The organism is Kluyvera genomosp. 1 (genome assembly GCF_001266615.1).
GTDB lineage: Bacteria > Pseudomonadota > Gammaproteobacteria > Enterobacterales > Enterobacteriaceae > Kluyvera > Kluyvera cryocrescens_A.
In genome coordinates this window covers 85,863-107,306 of sequence record NZ_LGHZ01000001.1, presented here as the reverse complement: position 1 = coordinate 107,306, position 21,444 = coordinate 85,863, and the positions used below count along the sequence as shown (strand labels likewise).

The following is a 21,444-nucleotide window of genomic DNA, read 5'->3' as shown; positions in this document are numbered from 1 at the left end:
TGATATACGGAATACACATGCCCGCCGTTTTACCCAACCCAACCGCGCAGCGAACCCGGCGTTTGCTGTCCGCGCTGTTTCAGGGGCTGCTCACGCTGGCACTGACCCTTTTAGGGCTGCTGCTGGTGACTTTTGCGCTCTCTGCTTTTTCGCCCGTTGATCGGGTGCTACAAATTGTCGGCGATCATGCCAGCCAGTCTACTTACGATCAGGTACGTCACCAGTTGGGGCTAGACCGCTCTTTGCCAGTGCAGTTCTGGCACTATTTGGTCAATCTCGCCCATGGCGATCTGGGGACGGCAAGCGCCACCGGTCAGCCAGTTTTGCACGATCTGTTGGCGGCGTTTCCCGCGACGCTTGAGCTGGCGACATTGGCGCTGGTTGTCGGCGCTGTGCTCGGCGTGATTGCCGGTGTACTGTGCGCGCGCTACGCCGGGTCGCCGTGGGATTTTGCCGTACGGACCCTGACGCTTTTAGGTAACTCGGTGCCGATTTTCTGGCTCGGCCTGCTGATGCTGGCGCTGTTCTACGCCAAACTCCAGTGGAGTCCTGGTCCGGGGCGGCTCGACGATATATACCAGTTCACTATCGAACCCAGGACCGGCTTTGCGCTGATTGATACCTGGCTTTCCGGCGATAAAGAGGCGTTTCGCAATGCCTTTAGCCATCTGGTGCTGCCGGTGCTGCTGCTGGCCTACTATTCGATGGCCAGCATTACGCGTCTGACGCGATCCGCCTGTCTTAGCGAGATGAACAAAGAGTACATCCTGCTGGCGCGCGCCAAAGGCGCGGGGGAGATGAGTATTCTGCTGCGCCATGTGCTGCCGAATATTCGGGGTACGCTGTTAACGGTGATTGCGCTGGCCTATACCTCGATGCTGGAAGGCGCAGTGTTGACCGAGACCGTGTTCTCCTGGCCTGGTATAGGCCGCTATCTGACCACTGCGCTGTTTGCCGGCGATATGTCAGCCATTATGGGCGGCACGTTGCTTATCGGCGTATGTTTTGTGTTGATTAATAACCTCACCGACGTCCTGGTGCGGCTAACCGATCCGAGGGTGAGCTGATGCCAACGTCTCTCTTTATTCGTCGTTTACTGCGCTCGCCAGCGGCGTGCTGCGGTCTGATTGTCATCGCGCTATTGATTCTGACCGCGCTGTTCGCGCCCTGGCTTGCGCCGATGGACCCAAACTGGCAGGACGCCGCCATGCGCCTGCAAATGCCGGGAGCAGCGCACTGGCTGGGTACCGATAGCTACGGGCGAGACCTGCTTTCCCGCTTGATCTACGGCACCCGTCCGGCGCTGGGATTGGTGGCGTTGGTAACGGTCATTACCTTACCAGTAGGGTTACTGGTCGGGATTCTTTCCGGCTACTACGGCGGCTGGCTTGAGCGTATTTTGATGCGTTTTACTGACGTGGTGATGTCGATGCCGCGGCTGATTCTGGCGTTCGCATTTGTCGCCATGCTAGGCCCCGGTTTGGTCAATGGCGCACTGGCACTGGCGTTGACCACCTGGCCGGCATATGCACGTCAGGCGCGTAGCGAGATTCAACGTCTGCGCCACAGCGACTATCTGGCTGCCGCCGAGATGATGGGTATTCGCGGGCTACGACTGCTGGTGGGACATATTTTACCGCTGTGTCTGCCGTCGGCTATCGTGCGTTTAGCGCTGGATCTGGCGGGGATTATTTTAGCCGCCGCAGGACTTGGATTTCTCGGGCTTGGTGCCCGTCCGCCGATGGCGGAGTGGGGGGCCATGATCGCCGATGGCATGCAGGTGATTTTTGACCAGTGGTGGATTGCCGCCGCGCCGGGCGCTGCGATTTTGCTTGCCAGCCTGGCGTTTAACCTGCTGGGTGATGGATTACGTGACGTTCTGGAGCCGCAACATGACTGAACAACGCCTGGCCGTACGGGGGCTGAACATCGATTATCCCGGCTCCCGAGTGGTCAATAAGATGAACTTTACCCTCGGTAACGAGCGGCTGGCGCTGGTGGGTGAATCCGGTTCCGGGAAATCGATGACCGCCCGCGCACTGATGGGGCTGGTACGCAAACCGGGCCTTGTGAGTGCCGACCAGTTAAACGTGCTGGGGCGCGATGTGCTGACGCTCAATGCAGGCGGCTGGCGTGCGCTACGCGGCAATGATATTGCCATGGTGCTGCAAGATCCGCGCTATGCGCTCAACCCGGTGAAAACGGTGCGCGCCCAACTTGAAGAGGCTTTAACGCTGCATCAACGGTTAAATCGCCGTGAGCGGCAGGAAAAAATAGAATCGGCGGTGCTGGCGATGGGGCTGGATGTGCAGGTGCTGAACCGCTATCCGGGTGAACTGTCCGGTGGAATGGGGCAGCGGGTGATGATTGCCATTGCGCTTATCAACAATCCCCAGGTGCTGATCGCCGATGAACCGACGTCGGCACTGGATGCGCGTTTGCGCAATCAGATTCTCGAACTGCTGGTGGCGCAATGCGAGCAGCGAAAGATGGCGATGCTGCTGATTAGCCACGATCTCCCGCTGGTGGCCGAACACTGCCACCGCGTGCTGGTGATGTATCAGGGGAATTGTGTCGACCAGATGGCGGCACATGAGTTACCGCAGGCGACGCATCCTTACACCCGTACGCTATGGACCTGTCGACCGAATGCGCAAACCTATGGGCAGATGTTGCCAACCCTTGACCGTAACCAGCGTTTTGCGGAGGTGACAGATGGCAATCGTTAATCTCGATGCATTACAAGTCACCTTTGGTGAGAAAACGGCGGTCTCCGCTGCCAGCTTCGAGGTCGAGGCGGGAGAAACCTTCAGCCTGATTGGTGAGTCAGGCTGCGGGAAATCGACCATTCTGCGTGTGATAGCCGGGTTGCAGCGCGAGTGGCGTGGACAGGTAGCGCTGTTTGGCCAAAACATCACGGCGGGCCCACGTTTTCAGGGGCCACTGCGGCGCAACGTGCAGATGGTATTTCAGGATCCCTATGCCTCGCTGCACCCAAACCATACGCTGTGGCGTACGTTGGCAGAACCGCTGCAAATTCACGGTGAGGGGGATATCGAAATGCGGGTCAACACGGCGCTGGAACAGGTGGGATTACCCACCGATGCCGTACGTCGCTATCCGCATCAGCTTTCCGGCGGCCAGCGCCAGCGCGTGGCAATCGCACGCGCATTGCTGCTGCGGCCGAAAATTCTGCTGCTGGATGAACCGACCTCGGCGCTGGATATGTCGGTGCAGGCGGAAATTCTCAATCTTCTCAACCGGCTGAAGCAGGATCACGGTATGACCTACCTACTGGTCAGCCACGATGCGGATGTGATTGCGCACATGTCTGACCGCGCTGCATTTATGGCGGATGGCGTGATACAGCGCTTTTTCGATCGCGACGCGATAGGGCGTGGCGAACATCGGATGGGGTGCCCCCCCCGGTCGACCACTCTGTACCCCTCACCCTAACTCTCTCCCGGTAGGCGTGAGGGGACCGTATTATGCGGTTTTTAGCTTTATCCGCCACCACTGGCATGAAGCGCATGATGGATTAACGTATGAGCGCAACGGGCTCCCTCGCCCCTTTTAAGGGAGAGGGCTGGGGTGAGGGTTAGTATTCCGCGCATTTTTCAGCTCATGAACGTATAACTTTACGGCACAAAGTCGATTTTTCCGCCATACTGTCAATAATTGTTGACAGTCATCTTCCCGCCAGCGAAGAACTGTCTTATTATTCATACGTCTTTGGCTTTTAAGGGTGAAAACTCCCATGCGTCTTGAAGTCTTTTGTGAAGACCGCCTCGGTCTGACTCGTGAACTGCTCGATCTTCTGGTCCTGCGCGGCATCGACCTGCGCGGGATCGATATCGACCCTGTTGGCCGAATCTATCTTAATTTCGCGGAGCTGGAATTCACCAGCTTCAGCAGCCTGATGGCGGAGATCCGCCGTATTCATGGTGTCACTGATGTGCGTACTGTACCGTGGATGCCTTCGGAACGTGAACACCTGGCGCTGAGCGCATTGCTGGAAGCGATGCCGGAGCCGGTGCTATCGCTTGACACCCGCAGCAAAATTGAACGCGCGAACCCGGCGAGCTGCCAGCTGTTTGGCATGAACCAGGAACGTATGCGCAGCCATAACGTCACCCAGCTTATCAGTGGTTTTAACTTCCAGCGCTGGCTGGAGAGCGACTCGGTCGAGCCGTTGGCCGAACATGTCGTTATCCAGGGGCAAAATTTCCTCCTGGAAGCGACCCCGGTTTACCTCAACGATGAGAACGATACCCGCATTCTTGGTGGCGCGGTGGTGATGCTGCGCTCAACGCTGAGAATGGGACGCCAGTTGCAAACCATGACTACTCAGGACGTTAGCGCCTTCAGCCAGATTGTTGGCGTAAGCCCGCGTATGCGTCAGGTGGTAGATCAGGCGCGCAAACTAGCGCTGCTGACCGCACCGCTGCTGATTGTCGGGGAAACCGGCACCGGTAAAGACCTGCTGGCCCACGCCTGCCATTTAGCCAGCCCGCGGGCGGCGAAACCGTATCTGGCGCTGAACTGCGGTTCCATCCCGGAAGATGCGGTAGAGAGCGAACTGTTTGGCAATGCGGCAGAAGGCAAAAAAGGCTTCTTCGAGCAGGCTAACGGCGGTTCAGTATTGCTGGATGAAATCGGTGAGATGTCGCCGCGTATGCAGACCAAATTGCTCCGCTTCCTCAATGACGGGACCTTCCGCCGCGTTGGTGAGGATCATGAAGTCCACGTTGATGTGCGTGTGATTTGTGCGACCCAGAAGAATCTGGTTGAGCTGGTACAAAAAGGGCTGTTCCGTGAAGATCTTTATTATCGTCTGAACGTTCTGACGCTCAACCTGCCGCCGCTGCGCGATCGTCCGCAGGACATCATGCCGCTGACCGAACTGTTTGTGGCTCGTTTTGCCGATGAGCAGGGGATTTCTCGCCCGAAGCTGTCTGCCGATCTCAATACCGTATTAACTCGCTACGGTTGGCCGGGCAACGTCCGTCAGCTGAAGAATGCGATTTATCGTGCACTTACGCAGCTTGAAGGCTATGAACTGCGTCCGCAGGACGTGCTGTTGCCGGATAACGACGTCTCAAGCGTGGCGGTCGGTGAAGAGGCAATGGAAGGCTCACTGGATGACATTACGCGTCGTTTCGAACGCTCGGTGCTGGCTCAGCTTTATCATAGCTACCCAAGCACGCGTAAGCTGGCAAAACGCCTGGGGGTCTCACATACCGCGATTGCGAATAAGCTGCGCGAATATGGCCTGAGCAGTAAGAAGGGTGAAGAGTAATAAAAAAAACAGCCTCTTAAGAAGAGGCTGTTTTGCTTTTGCGGTTGGGTGATTACGCTTTCAGCGCAGCCAGAGCCGCATCGTAGTCTGGCTCGTTGGTGATTTCGTTCACCAGTTCGCTATAGACGACGTTGTCGTTTTCATCGATGACCACAACGGCACGCGCAGCCAGGCCTTTCAGACCGCCATCGGCGATACCTACGCCGTAGGTCTGCAGAAATTCTGGCGCGCGCAGGATGGACAGCATCACCACATTGCTCAGACCTTCTGCGCCGCAGAAGCGAGATTGAGCAAACGGCAGGTCAGCGGAGATGCACAGAACAACGGTGTTATCCAGTTCACTCGCCAGTTGGTTGAATTTACGCACAGATGCCGCGCAGACGCCGGTATCGATGCTTGGGAAAATGTTCAGAACTTTACGTTTGCCAGCGAACTGGCCGAGGGTGACGTCAGAGAGATCTTTTGCCACCAGCGTAAACGGTTGAGCTTTATCGCCAGCCTGTGGGATAGAACCTTGAACAGCAACGGGATTGCCCTGGAAATGTACGGTTTGCGACATGATTATCTTCCTGTTTACATATAGTTAACGTCTACCCTAGTGTATGACATCAGGTGTTAACACGGCAAACCCTATTTGCGCCTAATAAAAGGAGTAAAAATGAGAAAGCTGCGCGTTTTTGAAGAAGCCTGGCCGCTACACTCGCCGTTTGTTATTGCACGCGGGAGCCGCAGCGAAGCCAAAGTGGTGGTGGTAGAGCTTGAGCAGGATGGTATTAAAGGCGTTGGGGAATGTACGCCGTACCCGCGCTATGGCGAAAGCCTGGCCTCGGTGATGGCGCAGATTATGGCGATTGGCGAACAGCTTGAGCAGGGCATCACCCGTACGCAGCTGGCAACCTTGCTGCCCGCAGGGGCTGCACGAAACGCCGTCGACTGTGCGTTGTGGAGCCTGGAAGCGCAGCAATCAAAAAGTGACGTTGTCACTCAGCTTGACGTGACACTTCCCGACACGGTGGTGACTGCGCAAACGGTGGTGATTGGTACTCCGGAGCAAATGGCAGCCAGCGCGAAAGCGCTGTGTGAAAGCGGGGCGACGCTACTCAAGGTGAAGCTGGATAATCATTTTATCTGCGAACGGATGGTGGCGATTCGAGAAGCCGCGCCGCAGGCTACGCTGATTGTTGACGCTAATGAGTCATGGCGCGGCGATGGGCTGGCGGCGCGCTGCCAGCTGCTGGCCGATCTCAACGTCGCCATGCTCGAGCAGCCGCTGCCGGTTGGCGAAGATGAAGCGCTGGAAAACTTTATCCATCCGCTGCCCATTTGCGCCGATGAGAGCTGCCACACTCGCGAAGACCTGCCGGTACTGCGCGGCCGTTACGAGATGGTCAATATCAAGCTGGATAAAACCGGTGGCCTGACCGAGGCGCTGGCGTTGGCAGCTGAAGCCAAAGCGCAGGGCTTTGCGCTGATGCTTGGCTGTATGCTCTGTACGTCGCGGGCAATTAATGCGGCGTTGCCGTTGGCTCCACAGGTGCGATTTGCCGATCTCGATGGACCCACCTGGCTCGCTGTGGATGCGCAGCCCGCGCTACGCTTTACCTGCGGTGAACTTCATTTGTGATGGACTGGCTGCCAGTGCAGTAGCTGCGTCATCGCATCGAGGTAGTGCTCGCTAGCTTCATCAGAAGAGATAGGCGGGAATTCGGCGGTGATGCAGTGCAGGCCAATATCGTCACACCAGCTGCCAAAGGAACCCGGCGTTTCATAGCCGACGCTGCTGACCAGCGGCAAGCTGAACGCGTTTGACAACCACTGTCCCAGCTCGCTATTGCGGGTATCTTCAATGCAGGCGAGCGGGTCATGGAACGACACCACCCATGCTGGATTAATTTGATGGATAAGCTGACACAACCCACGGCTTTCCGGCTCAGAGCCTGGTCGGCTACCGGTTAACAACACAACATCGCGCTGCTCGGCGGCGCTGTTCCAGCGATAGACGGTCTCACCGGCTTTCCAGTTTGCGGACGGAAAGTTGCGGTTTAAATCGACGCCGTTGGCGTTAGCACGCAGCCCGAGCTGACAGCCGTCTGGGTTAACCGCCAGAATGACGTGATGGCGGCGCAACTCCGGCGATAGCGCACGTAGCGCACAGGAGAGCGTCACCACGGAGGAGTTTTCGTCTCCGTGTGTCCCGGCAATAATCAGCCCGCTCTGTGGGCCTGCGGTGGGCGCCGGAAACCAGATTAGCGGTGCGCCCAGCAGCGAGCGGCCATAGTGTTGTGTTCCCTGTGGGAACGCGCCGCGCTGAGCGCGAGGGCGAAGAGCTGACATAGCAAGAATCCTGATGCGAAGTGCGTTATTGAGCAGTGTTGTGCAAAAGTCGCCGCGAATCAAATAGTTTCCTAAACCGAAAGAGACAGGCTATACACGAAATCATTCACGTTGCACCAAGGAGGCAAGAGAGGGAATCCCGTTGCGCTGGCTCAAGTCAGTGGTCCAGGTGAATGAATGCTGTCAATGCGGAGTCAGCTTGAAGGATAACGTGTGTAAATCAACTTTCTGTGATATCACATTTGCATTTATAAAAAGTGAAACAAATAATATTTCCATTATGTTACTTGGGTTTATCGACTTTAAAGGGGATGTCATGAAGTATCCTTTCACCAAGACCTGCATTGCCGTACTGCTTTCAGGCCTGAGTTCCGCCGCCATCGCGGCTGAGGTTCCCGCAGGAACCGTACTGGCAAAGCAGCAGGATCTGGTCCGCCACATCAAAGATGAACCCGCCTCGTTGGATCCCGCAAAAGCGGTCGGCCTGCCTGAAATTCAGGTGATCCGCGACCTGTTTGAAGGTCTGGTAAACCAGGATGCTAACGGCAATATTATTCCCGGTGTTGCCACCCGCTGGCAGACTAATGACCAGAAAATCTGGACTTTTACGCTGCGTAACGATGCCAAATGGTCAGACGGTACCCCCGTTACGGCGCAGGATTTCGTGTATAGCTGGCAGCGCCTGGTTGACCCGGCCACTACATCCCCATTCGCCTGGTTTGCCGCACTGGCGGGTATCAATAACGCCCAGAATATTATCGACGGCAAAGCCAAGCCCGACACGCTGGGGGTGACTGCGGTTGATACGCATACGCTACGCGTGCAGCTGGATAAACCGCTGCCGTGGTTCGTCAATCTGACTGCCAACTTCTCGCTTTACCCGGTGAACAAAGCCAACGTCGAAAGTGATAAGAACTGGACGCGTCCGGGCAAGCTGGTCGGCAACGGTGCATATGTGCTGGCCGACCGCGTAGTCAATGAAAAGCTGGTGGCGACGCCGAATAAGCAGTATTGGGATAATGCCAAAACGGTGATTCAGAAAGTCACCTTTGTGCCGATTAACCAGGAGTCTGCGGCGACCAAACGCTACCTTGCGGGTGACATCGACATCACCGAATCCTTCCCCAAAAATCAGTATCAGAAGCTGCTCAAAGAGCTGCCGGGCCAGGTGTACACCCCGGCGCAGCTGGGCACCTATTACTACGCTTTTAATACCCAAAAAGGGCCAACCGCCGATGCGCGCGTACGCCTGGCGCTGAGCATGACTATCGATCGCCGGATCATCGCTGAGAAAGTACTGGGTACCGGGGAAAAGCCTGCATGGCGCTTGACGCCGGACGTGACCGCGGGCTTTAAGCCGCAGCCCTCGGCGATGGAGCAGAGCAGCCAGGCCGAACTGAACGCCCAGGCCAAAACGCTGCTGCAGGCCGCTGGTTATGGCCCAAACCGTCCGCTGAAGCTGACGCTTTTGTATAACACTTCGGAAAACCACCAGAAAATTGCTATCGCGGTGGCGTCGATGTGGAAGAAAAATCTTGGCGTTGATGTGAAGTTGCAGAACCAGGAGTGGAAAACCTATATCGATAGCCGCAATACCGGCAACTTTGACGTTATCCGCGCTTCCTGGGTGGGGGACTATAACGAGCCGTCAACGTTCCTGTCGCTGCTAACCTCAACCAATACCGGTAACATTGCGCGCTTCAATGAACCGGCCTACGACAAGGTGATCCGCCAGGCGGCGCTGGAAAATACGGCTGCTGCGCGTAACGCCGACTATAACGAAGCTGAACATATTCTCGCGCAGAAGGCTCCGATCGCGCCGATTTACCAGTACACCAACGGTCGCTTAATCAAACCGTGGCTGAAGGGTTACCCGATCACCAACCCTGAAGATGTGGCCTATACACACACGATGTATCTTGTGAAGCACTAGTTACATCTACTCTCCATCTGACCTTCGTTAACCTTATCAAAATCCAGTAATGGCGCTGCTTACAGCGCCATTATTTCTTCGTCGCCTTGGTTTTCGCGGTAACCGAACCAACTAGCATCAGGAAAACCAAACTGGCAACTGATGGATATGACGAGCAACTCACGCAGCGAACGCTGTCGTGCCTGCGGGAATACTGCGGTGAGGATAGCTACGGTCTGGTCATGATTGACGGCATCACTTATCGCATCGTTGATATCAGATGCGTATTCTGCAACCGCATGAACTGTACCGGATGCAGGGCTTCCCTGAGGGGCACATCATCGACCAGGACTATAGCGGCAAAAAGTACGAAAAGACAAGCAGATTGCACGCTGTAGCAATGCTGTGCCGCCGCCGTTCGCAGAGGCGCTGGTGAGGGCTAACCTGCCGGAACTGTGCAAGCAGAGAATTGCTACTTAATGGTGATATAGAGCAACTATTAACAAAATGAGCCATGCTAACGTGTGGCTCTTTTTGTTATGGCACGATAAAAAATGAAAATACTGATAGCTGTAGTTGCCTTAGTTTCTCCGTTAATAGCCAACGCTGATTACATCCCTTTTAATAAACAGCAGCCTATTAATTTTGAGTGTCAGACGGGCGTTAAAATCCATGTGGTCGATAAGAAACACGTTGTTATTAATGGTGATTTCGATGCAGAAATTGGAGAGATTAGCGAAGACAGATTGCAGGCACAGGGTTATCACGGTAAATCAAAGCTTGCCACGAATATAGACCTAAAGTTTATGGGGGGAGGATATTATTCTTTGCTCGTAACAGAATTGGACCAAACTGATGCAAAAGGTCCATGGGATACCAAAGTACTTGGAGTTAACGCCCTCATATGCACCCGGACAGAGTGACGTAACTATTATGTCAAAATTCAATATACAACAAAAACGAGAGATGAGCAGGGCAGGTTGTTGACCTATCTTCATTCGGCGTCGACTATAAAGAGTGCCTGAACATTCCTGCAGTCTCACAGAACAAGCCAGTAAGATGGTAGATGATAATGTTCGTTGCCGTTAGTCTCACCAGTAACGCTACGAACTAACGTCATGGTTGTATGTTCTAACTAGGAAAATTAAATGAAGATCAAACACATTGTAGCTTTGACTCTGTTCAGTGTTGCAGTACCAACTAAGGCTGAACTCCTTGCTACCATTGTGTGCCTTGATGATATTGAGGTTTTGCATAGCTTTAATTTGCTCCGTGCTGGTCAAGAACCGGTGCTCACAGAGACCCTCACCGATATGGAAGGGACGCCTACACCTACAGGGATCGAATATTCCTATGTATACCGTAAGCGCTTATCAGAAGGAAATGGTAATCTTGATGTTTACTCTACCGATGGGAAGGTCGTAGGGATTTTTCAGCGGGATAATTCCCCCACTTTCACAGTGCAAACGGCGCACAAGAATAGTAAAGGCCAGATGATTATCGATCTCACTATGCCTCATTGCCAAGAGAAACCATTGGAGTAATTGAAAAATCAATTCTTGTTTGTGCGTGGGGGAGGATATTCGGAGCAATATTTACTCGTTAGATAGACAAAGTGAAGCTATCAATTCCGCTCCGACAAATTTTTTAATTGATTTTTGACGTAGTATGATATGCCAACCCGGAGGGCCCACTTGTAAAGTGGGCCTAAGGAAAACAGACTCTTTTTGCTGAATGTGATGTTACATACAGAGACTGTTTAAATAGTACCTAGTATTGATAATTTTCTTTAACATAAGCATTTAATGATGTGAGTCATGTTTTATATTATGTTGAACCAACAGCATTCTGTATCCAAATCAATATTGTCAGTTAGTAAAATGGGTTGTAAAAAACAGAATCTAAATCAAGAGAATGCTTAATCGTATGCACTAGTATTTCATTAGATAACCCAAAGCGGATATGAAAATGGAGTTACCTATGTGTAATAATAATGAGATAGTCAAAGTTGCTATGATTACACTGTTTGTGTGTTCAGTTGCTAATGCCGCAGAGGCCAAACCATCCTCAGGTACGTTATCTATCAGTGGGCAAATAGTGAGTCCTGGTTGTACATATAAACCTACAGAAAAAGTTCTGAATGTGTCTTGTTATGATTCGGTAGATAATAAATATCACCATTTTACATCCAATAGTTCTATTCCGGAGAGAAGCTACTTTAGCACTGTTAGGCATTACGTTAATGATAAGGGGACTGTATCCACTTATCTTGTGAGCTATAACTAGCAGAGTATGTGAAATGAAGCCGGAATAATCTCCGGCATTTTTATAAAAATGCTTTCTGTCCAGTAGAACGGGCCTTGCCAGATACACTAGCAAAGTTAAGAATCATATCGTGTTGGCATAATCATCTGTTACCCTGTCGTTCTATCGCAAATGTTTATTTGTGCAGAGTTGCTCTTGCTTCTTGAAGTTCGTTCTGAGCTTCTGCGAGTTTACGTTGTCTCTTGTCAATCTTATCCTGGCGTCCGTCAGCCTGCGCCTCGGCAAGTTCCTGGCGAGCCTCTGCAACCTTGCGCTCTTTTTTACGCACGTCGGATTCACGGTTAGCTCGAAGACCAGCGTCGGTACAGTTAGCATTCAATTCAGACAGCGCAATACTCAGCCCCTCGACCCGGTGGGCATTACCATGGGCGCGGGCGTACTCAATTTGCTGCTCAATATTCTGACGTTTTGCCGCGCATCCGGTTGCCGTTTGTTGTGCCGCCAACGCGCTAAAAGCCGGAGACAGTAGCAGTAGACCGGCCAACAGAGTTTTCGTGTATTTCATAGTATCGCCTTATTGATTTTAATTTTTCCTGATCGCAGGAAGAGTACTGAACAGTTCTTAAGAACTTCTTAAACATCAATGGAACCTCACTACGGCAGGCCTTTTGATTGCACAATGCGCTTCACGACTTTCCGCTGAGATTACTTGTAGCTAAGTGTAAATGTGATGGTGGCATCAGCATGACCAGATGTGACCGTATTTTCAGTCTGGATATAGCGCGTACTGAACGGAAACTCGGTAGTGCCGGCTGCGGTAGTCGTATTCATTGCCACCGCGGTGTTCTGATTTACCGTACTACTACCGTAGAGCAGTTGAATCCCAACCCCGGAGGCCGCCCCGGCACCGCTATTGATGGCGAAGACATCTGTCGTACCGCTACTTGTCTGTCCGCTGAAGGTGATGGTCGGCATCACGCCGGAATCGCAGTTGGCGCCAATCCTGAAATCGGTAGCGGCCGTCGTGCTGCCAACACCGGTAAAACTACTTCTGTAAAATGCCGGCATCTGCACATTTACCACCGGTGTGGTGATGCTACAGGCCAGGACATTTACCGTTATCGCGCTCATGGACATATTCATCACCTGCAGGCCATCGGAGACCTGAAGTTCAGCAATGGCGGCTGCGGGGATAATGCCGCCCTGACGGATAGGACCGGTTTGGTATAACGCCAGCACCATATCCCCCATAATTGACCAAGGAGGAATCGAACCATGGATAGTACTCAAGGCTCGCGACCAGGTGGTGCCCGAAGTTGATGGTGTAACAAATGCTCCAAAGTTTCCCGTTGTCTGGGTACCTGCATACATATAGAGGTATAAGTTATCTATACCTGTCGACATATAGCCTGATAGATTCGGCGAATTACCCGCAATCGCAGGTAAAAGCGGATTCCAGACCAGGTTTCCTGTACATCCCCCCCAGACCGCAACGGTTGAAGAAATCCCCATTGCTGATGCCAGCGTCGCGGCCGGTACCGTTACCGAAGAGAGGAGGCGAGGCCCCGTTTCGGACGGATTCAGCGACTGCGTCAGCGCGGGCAGGGCAAAATTTACGCTTCCGGTTTTGGCCCCGTTGGCAAATGCGCACGCCGCGTAGGTTTGCTGTTGATAGCCAAGAGCGGCGAGGGCCCCCACAGCCATAACGGTCAATAATGTTTTATTCACGAATGTTGTCCCTATCGGCGAATTTACTGTGCTACTGGCACTCAACAGCACCGGTATAGATTTCTTTAGACAGCACCAGGCGGTCGTAGCGAATGCGAATCCGACACTGCGTCCCGTCAACGTTGGCACTCAGTTGATCACCGTCATGAAGTCCGGTGATCCAGGCATAGCCTTTATCATCGACAATCCCGCTGGCGCCATTTTTCCCGTACAGCTCTGTGCCAAGAGAAAGTGGCCGGTTGCGATACAGAATATGCACCCAGGCTTTATGGCCAATATGCGTGCCGAATTTCGCCGCGACGGCGGTACCAAAGCCCGGCGTGGACTGCGTTTGCGTTGACGTCAGCGAGGTCGTGTCGCTAGCCGTTGTCGGGTCAATCCCGATGCTGTTCTGGCGATAGGCTGTCAGCGCTGGCACGATGGCATAGCCGCGGCTGTCGGTTTTCACCCCGGATTTGGTGGTCACGGAAACGTTGCCTGCGCCTGGCGCACTGACAATCGCAAACGGCTCTTTCGGTGAAATGCTTTGTCCCAGCGTTACGCCGCCGGGATGGAAGACCACCGAGCCGGTTGACCCCAAGCTGGTCTGGCTATAGCCGCTGCTGTTGCGGCTGTAGGCCGCGTTAACCGAGCCGGAGCCTCCGTCATACTGAACGCGCGCCGCCTGCCCGTGTTGATCCTGCGCCCAGGTCTGAGACAGGGAGTAGTTAAGGTTGTTGTCACGCAGCAGGCTGCCGCTGACGGTGGTCTGGTTCTGCGCCAGGCCGCTGCGGCTGGTGATATAGCTGTGGTTGATCCGCGCTTGTGAGGATTGGCCCCACAGTGACGAGAAGGGCACCACTACATTCAGTGAGAGCACGTTATCCTTGTATCGCGTGTTGCTTGTAATATCGGACTGCGAATAGCTGATGCCAGCACTGATACCATTCCAGTTAGCGTTATAGCTGGCATTCAGCGTTTTACTGTTGTAGGTATCATCCCACGATTGCTGTGAGTAGTAATTGAGTGAGAGCGAGCCGAACTGAGCCAGATCCTGGTTCAGCCCTGCCTGCCACTGACGTTTAATATTCCCCGGGAGATTCGTTGAACCCTGATGAATCTCGTGCCGTGCCTGATAATCGGCGTAGGTAAAATACCCACGGTCGTGGCTTTGCGTGTAAGAAGTCTGCAGCGACGTGCCGGAAAGACCAAAATATTTGCTGTAATTGATTTTTGAGGCATAGCCGGAGCCGGATTTCAGCCATTCTGATTCTTTGTTGCGCGATGTATCGATCTCTAAAGAGATCCCGCCGAAGTCGCCCAGGTTAAGACCCACGCCAGCAACCCCCGACTGATAGCTGCTGCTGGCCATTGCGCCGCTAAATACAGAAACAGTATTGCCAACACCGTAAAGACCTTCAGCTTGCACGAAAATTTCTTTGTCACCTGCAGAATTTCCGTTGTCGTAGCGGCCGGAGCTCAGGGCATAGCGTAGCTGGCCCTGCCGGACCATTTTGGGCTGAGTGGCATAAGGCTGGATGAATTTTCTGACTTCCCCGGTGCTCTCGCGAATCGTGACTTCAAGATCGCCGCTGCTGTTGTTCGGTACCACGTCGGTTAGTTCAAAACTGCCAGCCGGGATACTTTTTTGATAGATGAGATTTCCGTCCTGGCGGATCTCAATATTGGCCTGGCTGAGGGCGATACCTTTAATCACCGGCGCATAGTTGCGCTGGCTGTCAGGCAGCATTTCATCAATCGAAGACAGACTCAGCCCTTTAAAACTGAAGCTGTCAAATACCCTGCCACTGGTGTTGGTCTGGCCCATCATCAGACGCGACATCAGCGAAAGAATATCGCGCCCAACATAGGTCTGCGTCGGCTGCCAGCTCATTTTTTGCTGACTGCTTTTTACCAGATTCGCGCTCTGGCGAAGGCGCCATGCTCCCAGGTTTATCCCATTGTTGAGGCTGACAAAGTGCTGGTCGTCGCGCTCACCGGCCGATTCATTGCGCTGCCCGCTGTAGTAGTACGATAAAAACAGCGTGGGGATACTTTCCTCCGTAACAGACGCCAGGAAATTTGCATTGTCATCCAGCAGATATTTCTGTGGCACGGTAAGAATGAGCTTACTGGCATTTGCCGACAGCTTCACGGTGGCACCGGGAATGGTCTGCTCAAAATGTAACGCCAGCACAGCGTCTTCATCACTGGCATCTTTCGACACGAACGGCCCCGGGGCGATACCCCATTTTTTAAGCGTACCCAGGGTCACCTGCGGGCAAAGCTCGGTATCACATTTTACAAACCGAATGGCTTCCGTGCTGATTTTATGGCCATTCAGGACGACTTCTACCGGGTAAGTCCCCGGTAATTGTTGTCCCACCTGGGCGAGCTGTTGCTTTGTGTATTCGGTCAGCTCGCTGCCGCTTGATTCCAGCGCAGAGAGATCAAACGACAGCGCAGCCCACCCTTTCAATGGCGAAATTAACAGCAGCGCGTTAAGCAGTAATTTTTTCTTCACGTGACGGATCAGAATTTCACTTTATGCAGCGCAGATGCACCGCCGAAATCGTTGATAACGTTGTATTCCACGGAAACAGGATGCTCATTCGCTTTCAGCGTGATTTTTGTCTCCGAGAACGGGGCGACATAGCTTATCTTTTCAGCATGACCGTTGACCGAGAACATACCGATATTGATAAAGTACGGCGTTGGGTTATTCAGCGTGACGGCGCCTGGCTGCGGCGTAATCACCATTTTTTTCCATGAATCGGCAGCATCCTGGAAATTCAGAGATGTAGGGCGATAAATAAGTTTAATCACGCTTTTGGTGGCAAAGGTGATTTTATTCTTGACCGCATCATCGACGGCCGGAATCGCTTTCACGTTAATAAACGAAAGGCTCTCCCGGTCTTCCGGGAATTTATCATTCAACGTGCGGATTAACAGCGTGTTTTCTGAAGCCGGCATCAGTTTAAATACCGGCGGCGTAATAATGAAGGCGCTCGCACGCGGGCTGTTTTCGCTTTCGTTTTCATTAATCCAGGACTGCACCAGATAATAGTCACCGTCACCGCTATTAATGATTCGTAGGGTAGACTGACGCTCGGCTTCATTATAAATCACCCGAGTTTGTCCGAGAGAAAAGCCGGCATGCGCCGGCAGTGTAATCAGGGACGCGAGCAGAACAGAAAATAAATGTTTTTTCATATGCGCTTTCATCAATAATTAATTGTAACGTGCAGTCCAGGTCAGTGTTGTCGCCAAATCGCCGCTGGTAACCTTATCGGCGACAGAAACCGCCTGGGCAGAATAAGTTAGGCCAATATTTCCAGTTCCTTTGGGCAATAAACTTGTTTCTTTATTCGGCTCTACTCCAGTAATAGGATTCGAGCCCGCAGTGACATATAATTTTAATGCTACACCTGTTGCTTTACCGGTCGCATCTGGGATCTTGAATAATGATGGGTCGGTACCATCAGGATCCCCAGTAACCGTAATGTATATACCTGTTATTTCCGAACAGGTTACGCCAGTTAGCCCTGACGTACCTAAGGGTGACATATCCCCCTTGACTGTATAGTCAGATGTAAAAGTTGTCGGTACTGTCAGATTGACTGAACTGATAACTGTTGTACAGGCTTTAGAGTATGCAGAACCTTTAACAGTGATTGTTCCGGTATCCACTGCAGTGGGTACATCAGCGGAATAAACATTTAGACTGGCTAAGCTGAGGGAGACAATAATTGCGATTTTTTTCATGATATTTTCTTAATTATAAGCCAGTGTATAGGTTAGCGTGGTATCAATTTTTCCTGCTGTCGGCGCTGCCACTTTGGATCTGAGTTGGGCCGATAGTGTCCCACTGTAATTTCCCGAAGAATCAGGCGTTAGTGTTACCGCGATGTTCGGACGAATAATCGAAGTCGCAGTGGTAGGTCCGTATAAAACAAAGTCGAAGCCCGTAGCATTGGTGCTTTCGGTTGCCGTAGCGAAAGTTGATACTACTGCGCCCTGAGTACCCTGGACCGTCAAGGTCAGGGTGGAGCTTACTGGGCATCCTGTCAGCTTAAAATCGACGGGATCGCTTTTTGGTCCTGTATCACCGACTGCTGTGAATGATGAGATCACGACAGGTGTTAACTGGATAATAAAATCCTTGGCTTCGAATGTGCAGCCTTTATCAAGAATTTTTCCAGCGATATTTAGCGTTCCTGTTGGCATTACCGGTGATGTAACTTCAGCGGCATTTGAATTCGTGGTTAATGCTGAAATCAATAGGCAGGAGCCAATTATTATTTTTTGTTTCATACTTTCTCTTATTAAATTACAAGTGAATATCTACTGTTAGACAAGAATGAAATCAATATTTTCAACTCAAAGGAGCTGTTTAATGATAGTTTCTTGCTTCTTATGTAATACAGTCTATTAATTTCCTGGATAGATAACTTTCTATACTTTCCGCTAACTCCATCATAGAGTGTGAGAATAAATGCAATATCTTCTGATGGTAGTTTTCGGTGTAATCGGCTAATTAATGAATCATGTATTCCTGTCCTGGTAATGTAGCTGGTTTTTTTACGAGTAAATCTAAAAATAGATTTAAGTTGCAAGATGTTTGTGATTAACGAGAATCCTGTAGCTAAATTAAAAGATGCAATTCGCGATGGTGCGATGAAATTTATATTCCAGGTTCCTTTGTGTTTCATGATTTTATCATGCAACCATCTTACAGTTTGGTTATTATCAATGGCATCTATTAATAACATTGCATCATTGAGTATCGTAGCGCAAACCAAAAAATGGCTTTTATTACTAAAGAATGTTACAGAGTCAGCATCATCAACCAATGATTCTATTGCATTCTGCAAGTAATAATTTTGCGTATATACCAACAAATGTGTCAATGTTTATCTTCCCCGTCTCTCGTTGTGGTTCTTTTTGTTTTTAATGCGATGTATATTTCAACAACACTTTCAAAATCTACCTGATATCCTTTGTGTTCGTATCTTTGTAGTGGGGCTTGCTCATGACCGACACTTAAAAATGCAAAGTGCAATTTTCTGATCATCGCCCAGAGATATGCCCTTGAACAACGCAAACCATTTTTTTCGAAGACATTGATGAAGATCTCATCATCCGAAATAAACTCTTTTTCTGAGCAAGCCAAAAGGTAATTAAATAATCGAGCCTTGGTTTCACCAAGTCTTATTGTTTTTCCATTTTTGATATTAATAAGTGTTCTTGAAGAAATTTTGTATTCTAGACTTTCGTAAATGGCGTACCCATAAAGTTTCGCTCCAAGCACTATATTTTCTCCCTGTATGCGCAAGGATGATAAATTCGATTTAATTACGTTTGTGTCGTAACTCAATTGATGCTCAATCTATCCCCCATTAAGTAAAAGGACAATCAGAGTGATTTATCAATATTTTAATATTGAAAATAACGTTATAGCAGGGTTTTATTCTGCTCAGGAGCCGATGGGCTGTGCTTTAATGCTTTTTGGTTAATTTTTTGTTGCCCTCAAATCTTTCGTTAACACAATGGAAACATAGGTTTTTTATCTCGAAAAATGAAAAATAAAAGCAATAAACGCTGTATCATTAAATTTAAATATTAATATCAATAAGTTACATTGGTTTTGAGATTGACTGGATTATAGGTTAATTAAATTATTTTAGGAATAATCAAAAATAACCTTTACCTATAAATTCAAAATTTTAGAATGATTTCAATGTAAAATGATCAAAAACAATGAATATCATTCTTTTATGTGTTTAGTTTCAATGAGTTGTGAAAATCTGTCAGTAATCAATTTTAGATGTTTGCTGATCCTAAGCATTTCTCACTGCAAGTCATTTTTTGAAAGCTTTGTTAAACGGGTATGCGGGTTTTTTAGTGTGGTACGCTTGCGGGTAATATTTTTATTTATTATGAAAGGCACTGATAAATAGGTGTTTTTTATGGTCTGGTCATTAAAAAATATCAAGTGTTGGCCGAATGTTGTATGGAGATAATGTGCTACCGTAGGTGCGATTATCACCCAGACTGTTTATTCTGATTGCGGAAAAGCCTTGTGAGCGGCTGGTACCTCTGTCTGATAATATGTACCTTCGGCCTGAACAGCCGAAGCCTTATGCGCCACGGAGAAGTAAATGGCGCACGAACTACAACTCATCAAGCACTACTCAGGAATACTGATCCCGGCAACGCTCGAGACCAGCGAAATCCTGCAATCAAAAATCAAGCTCGGCGATGTTCTTGTCGCGGAGTTTAAACGAATCCGCAATCCGGCGTTTCACCGCCGTTTCTTTGCATTGCTTAACCTCGGCTTTGAGTACTGGGAGCCAACAGGCGGCGCCATTTCGTCGAACGAGCGCAAGCTGGTAACCGGGTATGCCAAATTCCTGTCTTCTTATGGCGGCAATGAAAGCGCGCTGCTGGATGCTGCTGAACAGTATCTGGAGCAAATTGCCAGCCGTCACGTTACTGATGGTATCAGCCTGTGTAAATCCTTTGATGCTTACCGCGCATGGGTAACCGTTGAAGCAGGGCATTACGACTGCATTAAGCTGCCTGACGGCTCACTTCGAAAACATCCCCGCAGTATCTCATTCGCGAACATGGACGAAATTGAATTTCAGCAGCTGTACAAGGCCGCGTTTGATGTTCTCTGGCGCTGGATATTGTTCCGCACTTTCCCAACGCAGCAGGAGGCCGAGAACGCTGCCGCACAGCTGATGAGCTTCGGGGGATGATGCTGATGAAATTTTCCTGGTTCCATCATCACGACTGCACCACTGAACAGGCCAACGAGCTGGTGGCGAACTACCGGTGCCGTGGTGTGAAAGTCGAGCACAGCCTGAACCGTGACAACATCACCTGGACTATCAGCGCTCAGCTGCCGGAAGGCGATAAAGCGCCGCGCCCGAGCCGTGTGTGGCAAAGCAAGGCGTGGGGTTGATCATGGCTAAGCAACCGCACCGCAAATGCGCTAACAAAGAATGTCGCCAGTGTTTCCACACGACGCGCAGCAGGCAGATTATTTTTTCGTACGAGTGTGCCAGCGTGGTTGGCAAAGAGCAGACCAGAAAGGCCCGCGAAGCCGCGCAGCGCAAGGAGATATCGCATCAGAGCGCCAACGAGGAAAAAGAACGTGCAGCATGGTGCTAGCGTAAAGCCGCTAAAGCACTGGGAGGATTTAACCCAGCGCGTCGAAGCGCTCGAAAACAACAATGCCCAACACCGATACACCATCGAGGAGCTCGAAGCAACCAGGAGGCTACAGCGCGTTGCGTCGTGAGTTAATTAAAAACAGGGAGGTCGCTTGACGAGAGAACAGATTTTTCAGTACCAGGCCGAAAGCGTCATGCACGCCAAACTTCCGCCAGTAGCAAAGCACCTTCAGAACCAGAATAAAACCGAGCAGCCAAAGAGGGCCGCAGCGTGAACCTTGAAAATACAGTGAAATACCACTTCTCAAAATCTACGCTGATTAGCGACTCTCCGGATGCTACCGATTCTGATTCATTGACCGGCACCGATATCATGGCTGCCATGGGTATGACTGGCTCAGAGCCGAGCGCCACTAGGTTATAGTGCATCCCTGTGCAAAATGGGGATCAGCGACTAAGACAGTGCCCGTGCTGTTGAGTTACCAACTCAGTATGCGTTATCCCACTGTGACAAAATTGCCGCCATCCGCAAAATTGAATCGGCATTAAGCTAAAAGTAATGCAGGTTCTCGAAGTATTTGCTTTCGCCGATTACTCTCGTAGCGCGGCAAGCACCAGCACCTGCGATTGCTGCAACGGGGCCAAATTTGTCGAAGCCGAAGTGAAGACAATGAAGAGCATCGGACGTCCACATATGGAAGAGCGGAAAGAAATTGTGAAGGTGCTTAGAAGTGGACGTTCAGTGT

Annotated in this window: 20 protein-coding genes and 3 pseudogenes; 14 read left to right on the top strand and 9 right to left on the bottom strand. The window is 51.0% G+C overall.

Features of this window, described 5'->3' with window-relative positions:
* Nucleotides 1–17: 17 nt before the first annotated feature.
* The 5 genes from KP80_RS00545 to tyrR all read left to right on the top strand — a co-directional run bounded on the left by KP80_RS00545 (nucleotide 18) and on the right by tyrR (nucleotide 5,299).
* Nucleotides 18–1,067, top strand: coding sequence for an ABC transporter permease (locus KP80_RS00545; RefSeq protein WP_052281612.1), 1,050 nt, complete (start codon nucleotides 18–20; stop codon nucleotides 1,065–1,067).
* Complete coding sequence (locus tag KP80_RS00540) at nucleotides 1,067–1,900, top strand: ABC transporter permease (protein ID WP_052281611.1); 834 nt, start codon at nucleotides 1,067–1,069, stop codon at nucleotides 1,898–1,900. The genes KP80_RS00545 and KP80_RS00540 overlap by 1 nt, the downstream gene beginning before the upstream one ends.
* On the top strand, nucleotides 1,893–2,729 hold the full coding sequence (locus KP80_RS00535) for an ABC transporter ATP-binding protein (RefSeq protein WP_052281610.1): 837 nt from the start codon (nucleotides 1,893–1,895) through the stop codon (nucleotides 2,727–2,729). Before KP80_RS00540 ends, KP80_RS00535 begins: the two co-directional genes overlap by 8 nt.
* Complete coding sequence (locus tag KP80_RS00530; protein ID WP_052281609.1) at nucleotides 2,716–3,456, top strand: ABC transporter ATP-binding protein; 741 nt, start codon at nucleotides 2,716–2,718, stop codon at nucleotides 3,454–3,456. Before KP80_RS00535 ends, KP80_RS00530 begins: the two co-directional genes overlap by 14 nt.
* A 301-nt stretch (nucleotides 3,457–3,757) precedes the next feature.
* Entirely contained in the window at nucleotides 3,758–5,299 is a 1,542-nt protein-coding gene (tyrR, locus tag KP80_RS00525) for a transcriptional regulator TyrR (protein ID WP_052281608.1), read from the top strand.
* Nucleotides 5,300–5,351: 52 nt separating this feature from the next.
* Here tyrR and tpx read toward each other — a convergent pair whose 3' ends face one another.
* Nucleotides 5,352–5,858, bottom strand: coding sequence for a thiol peroxidase (tpx, locus tag KP80_RS00520; protein ID WP_052281607.1), 507 nt, complete (start codon nucleotides 5,856–5,858; stop codon nucleotides 5,352–5,354).
* Nucleotides 5,859–5,957: 99 nt separating this feature from the next.
* Between tpx and ycjG the strand changes: the two genes are divergently transcribed.
* Nucleotides 5,958–6,923: an L-Ala-D/L-Glu epimerase gene (gene ycjG / locus KP80_RS00515; RefSeq protein WP_052281606.1), complete on the top strand. Its 966-nt coding sequence runs from the start codon at nucleotides 5,958–5,960 to the stop codon at nucleotides 6,921–6,923.
* Here ycjG and mpaA read toward each other — a convergent pair.
* Nucleotides 6,914–7,633 (bottom strand): murein tripeptide amidase MpaA, encoded by a 720-nt coding sequence (gene mpaA, locus KP80_RS00510; protein ID WP_052281605.1) that lies wholly within the window; start codon nucleotides 7,631–7,633, stop codon nucleotides 6,914–6,916. The two genes, ycjG and mpaA, sit on opposite strands and share 10 nt — an antisense overlap.
* A 316-nt stretch (nucleotides 7,634–7,949) precedes the next feature.
* Here mpaA and KP80_RS00505 point away from each other — a divergent pair, with 316 nt between their 5' ends.
* From KP80_RS00505 to KP80_RS00495, 4 genes and pseudogenes are all read left to right on the top strand, one after another.
* The gene (locus KP80_RS00505; RefSeq protein WP_052281604.1) at nucleotides 7,950–9,566 is read left to right on the top strand and encodes a peptide ABC transporter substrate-binding protein; all 1,617 of its coding nucleotides are present in this window, start codon (nucleotides 7,950–7,952) and stop codon (nucleotides 9,564–9,566) included.
* Between the two features lie 182 nt (nucleotides 9,567–9,748).
* Nucleotides 9,749–10,025, top strand: a pseudogene (locus KP80_RS23265) (DNA cytosine methyltransferase); the annotation flags it as partial.
* A gap of 74 nt (nucleotides 10,026–10,099) precedes the next feature.
* Nucleotides 10,100–10,468, top strand: coding sequence for a hypothetical protein (locus KP80_RS00500; RefSeq protein WP_052281603.1), 369 nt, complete (start codon nucleotides 10,100–10,102; stop codon nucleotides 10,466–10,468).
* A 225-nt stretch (nucleotides 10,469–10,693) separates the two neighbouring features.
* Entirely contained in the window at nucleotides 10,694–11,089 is a 396-nt protein-coding gene (locus KP80_RS00495; RefSeq protein WP_052281602.1) for a hypothetical protein, read from the top strand.
* Between the two features lie 896 nt (nucleotides 11,090–11,985).
* Here KP80_RS00495 and KP80_RS00490 read toward each other — a convergent pair.
* The 7 genes from KP80_RS00490 to KP80_RS00470 form a co-directional block, all read right to left on the bottom strand.
* The gene (locus KP80_RS00490) at nucleotides 11,986–12,375 is read right to left on the bottom strand and encodes a DUF1090 domain-containing protein (RefSeq protein ID WP_052281601.1); all 390 of its coding nucleotides are present in this window, start codon (nucleotides 12,373–12,375) and stop codon (nucleotides 11,986–11,988) included.
* 140 nt (nucleotides 12,376–12,515) lie between these two features.
* Entirely contained in the window at nucleotides 12,516–13,514 is a 999-nt protein-coding gene (locus tag KP80_RS22835; protein WP_082221698.1) for a fimbrial protein, read from the bottom strand.
* A gap of 55 nt (nucleotides 13,515–13,569) precedes the next feature.
* Nucleotides 13,570–16,041: a fimbria/pilus outer membrane usher protein gene (locus KP80_RS00480; RefSeq protein ID WP_052281599.1), complete on the bottom strand. Its 2,472-nt coding sequence runs from the start codon at nucleotides 16,039–16,041 to the stop codon at nucleotides 13,570–13,572.
* 8 nt (nucleotides 16,042–16,049) lie between these two features.
* Nucleotides 16,050–16,730: a molecular chaperone gene (locus KP80_RS00475; RefSeq protein ID WP_072129026.1), complete on the bottom strand. Its 681-nt coding sequence runs from the start codon at nucleotides 16,728–16,730 to the stop codon at nucleotides 16,050–16,052.
* A gap of 18 nt (nucleotides 16,731–16,748) precedes the next feature.
* A complete protein-coding gene (locus tag KP80_RS22965) occupies nucleotides 16,749–17,282 on the bottom strand; it encodes a fimbrial protein (RefSeq protein WP_156315538.1) in 534 nt (177 codons plus the stop codon).
* 9 nt (nucleotides 17,283–17,291) lie between these two features.
* Nucleotides 17,292–17,831 carry a fimbrial protein gene (locus KP80_RS22075; protein WP_072129019.1) on the bottom strand — a complete coding sequence of 180 codons (540 nt, stop codon included), beginning with the start codon at nucleotides 17,829–17,831 and terminating at the stop codon, nucleotides 17,292–17,294.
* 592 nt (nucleotides 17,832–18,423) lie between these two features.
* Nucleotides 18,424–18,828 (bottom strand): hypothetical protein, encoded by a 405-nt coding sequence (locus KP80_RS00470; RefSeq protein ID WP_052281597.1) that lies wholly within the window; start codon nucleotides 18,826–18,828, stop codon nucleotides 18,424–18,426.
* Between the two features lie 850 nt (nucleotides 18,829–19,678).
* On the opposite strand from KP80_RS00470, the gene KP80_RS00465 reads away from it, so the two are divergent.
* The 4 genes and pseudogenes from KP80_RS00465 to KP80_RS23255 all read left to right on the top strand — a co-directional run.
* Nucleotides 19,679–20,281 carry a DUF1367 family protein gene (locus KP80_RS00465; protein WP_052281596.1) on the top strand — a complete coding sequence of 201 codons (603 nt, stop codon included), beginning with the start codon at nucleotides 19,679–19,681 and terminating at the stop codon, nucleotides 20,279–20,281.
* Nucleotides 20,281–20,487, top strand: a complete 207-nt coding sequence (locus KP80_RS00460; protein ID WP_052281777.1) for a hypothetical protein — start codon at nucleotides 20,281–20,283, stop codon at nucleotides 20,485–20,487. The genes KP80_RS00465 and KP80_RS00460 overlap by 1 nt, the downstream gene beginning before the upstream one ends.
* Nucleotides 20,488–20,489: 2 nt before the next feature.
* Nucleotides 20,490–20,736 (top strand): annotated as a pseudogene (locus KP80_RS00455) (recombination protein NinG); the annotation flags it as partial.
* Between the two features lie 233 nt (nucleotides 20,737–20,969).
* A pseudogene (locus tag KP80_RS23255) lies at nucleotides 20,970–21,377 on the top strand (antitermination protein); the annotation flags it as partial.
* Nucleotides 21,378–21,444: the final 67 nt, after the last annotated feature.